Origin of the sequence: Desulfovibrio sp. 1188_IL3213 (genome assembly GCF_036763145.1) — a bacterium.
In the GTDB taxonomy this organism is placed as follows: domain Bacteria; phylum Desulfobacterota; class Desulfovibrionia; order Desulfovibrionales; family Desulfovibrionaceae; genus Desulfovibrio.
Genome location: NZ_JBAIYR010000467.1, coordinates 1 through 1,649, shown reverse-complemented (window position 1 = coordinate 1,649; position 1,649 = coordinate 1). Strand labels below are relative to the sequence as shown.

Annotated in this window: 2 protein-coding genes; one reads left to right on the top strand and one right to left on the bottom strand. The window is 40.8% G+C overall.

Going from position 1 to position 1,649, the window contains the following annotated elements:
* Nucleotides 1-1,225: IS1182 family transposase (locus V6C16_RS12665; RefSeq protein ID WP_333543377.1), on the top strand; the 1,225-nt coding region annotated here is incomplete at its 5' end.
* 17 nt (nt 1,226-1,242) lie between these two features.
* Here the strand turns inward: V6C16_RS12665 and V6C16_RS12660 are convergent.
* Nucleotides 1,243-1,518: a GIY-YIG nuclease family protein gene (locus V6C16_RS12660; protein WP_333543376.1), complete on the bottom strand. Its 276-nt coding sequence runs from the start codon at nt 1,516-1,518 to the stop codon at nt 1,243-1,245.
* Nucleotides 1,519-1,649 lie beyond the last annotated feature (131 nt).

The following is a 1,649-nucleotide window of genomic DNA, read 5'->3' as shown; positions in this document are numbered from 1 at the left end:
TTCCATGCGACAAACCATTAAGGAAGTCGATACCAATGTCGCTTACCGCTGGTTTTTAGGCTATTCCTTCGAGGAGAAAATCCCCCATTTCTCAACTTTTGGAAAGAATTATGTCCGCCGATTTAGAGAAACGACGGTGTTTGAGGATATTTTTGCCTATATTTTAGAACAAGCAGTTAAAGCAGGTTTTGTAACAGAGGATAATTTGTATCTTGATTCTACCCACATCAAAGCTAACGCCAATAAACATAAGTTTACGAAAGAAATGACCCATGATGAAGCGAAAGCCTATCAGGATGAATTAGAAGATGAGATCAATCGTCAACGAATAGAGGCCGGAAAACGCCCTTTTACTTTGGACTTAGAAAAGGAAGTGAAGCTGAAAGAAAGAAAAATAAGTAAGGCTGATCCGGAAAGCGGCTACTACGTCAAAGGCGAACGAGAAAAACAATTTGCTTATTCTGCCCATACTTCATGCGACGACAACGGATTTATTCTTAGCACAATCATCACTCCTGGAAATATTCATGACAGTCAAGTCGCCTTTCAGCTCGTCAAACAATCGAAGAGACTTTTTCCTGAAATCAACTGTGTTGTCGCTGATGCTGGGTATAAGACACCTAAGTTTGTTCACTTTTTGACTCATTTGAACCTTCGACCTTGTTTGCCTTATTCAAGGCCCAAAGGGAAAAAGGGGTTATTATCAAAAAACGAGTTTCTCTATGACGAGTATTATGATTGTTACATTTGTCCGCAAGATCAAATGCTCGCTTTTTCAACGGTTAATCGAGAAGGGTACCGAGAATACAAATCCAATCCAAAAGAATGTGTGAACTGTCCTCTGCTAAACCAATGTACCAAAAGTAAAAATCATCAACGAGTCATCACGAGACATGTTTGGGGAGATCTGATGGATGAAGTGGAACATCTTCGCCTAACGGATCTGAATAAATCAATTTACAAAAAACGGAAACAAACGATTGAACGAATATTTGCGGATGCAAAAGAAAAGCATGGGATGCGTTGGACCAAGTATCGAGGCTTGGAAAAAGTCGCGACGCATACGATGCTAGTGTTTGCTGCAATGAATTTAAAGAAATTAGCCACCTGGCTATGGAAAGGCAAGGAGCCTTTATTTTTTTGTTCAAAATTTCGAAAGAAATCAGATAAAAAGACGTCTCAAACTCAAATTACGAGTTCGAGACGTCTTTTGTCTACAGTCTGAAACGTTTTGTGAGTCACTCACAAAACGTTTTTTTCTTGATGCTCTCGCAAGTACTTTTCTTTTTGCCTGCGGGGTAATTTTTTAAAAGCTGATTCCGCTTTAGTGGCCTCGCTGCGGGTTTCAAAGCGCTCGGCGTGAATCATTTTGACTGGTCGGCGACTCTGAGGGTGGGTATATTTTGCACCAGTGCCTGTATTATGCTCCAACAGGCGTCGGGATAGGTCTGTCGTATAGCCGCCGTAAAAGCTTTGGTCATTGCAAAGTAAAACATAAAAGAATTGATCAGTTGCCATAAAGCATCTCCTGTAAGTCGGCAGAGTAGCTGCCCGTTTGGTCATAGGTATATAATGGTGGAAGAAAACGCAGACCTTCGTTTTTGCCGTCTTTGATTCCTTCGATTAGTAGAATATTGGCTTCTTTTCCC

Bases quoted from the DNA above. Each gene is read 5' to 3' on its own strand.
- V6C16_RS12660 (WP_333543376.1), bottom strand. From the start codon at position 1,518: ATGGCAACTGATCAATTCTTTTATGTTTTACTTTGCAATGACCAAAGC.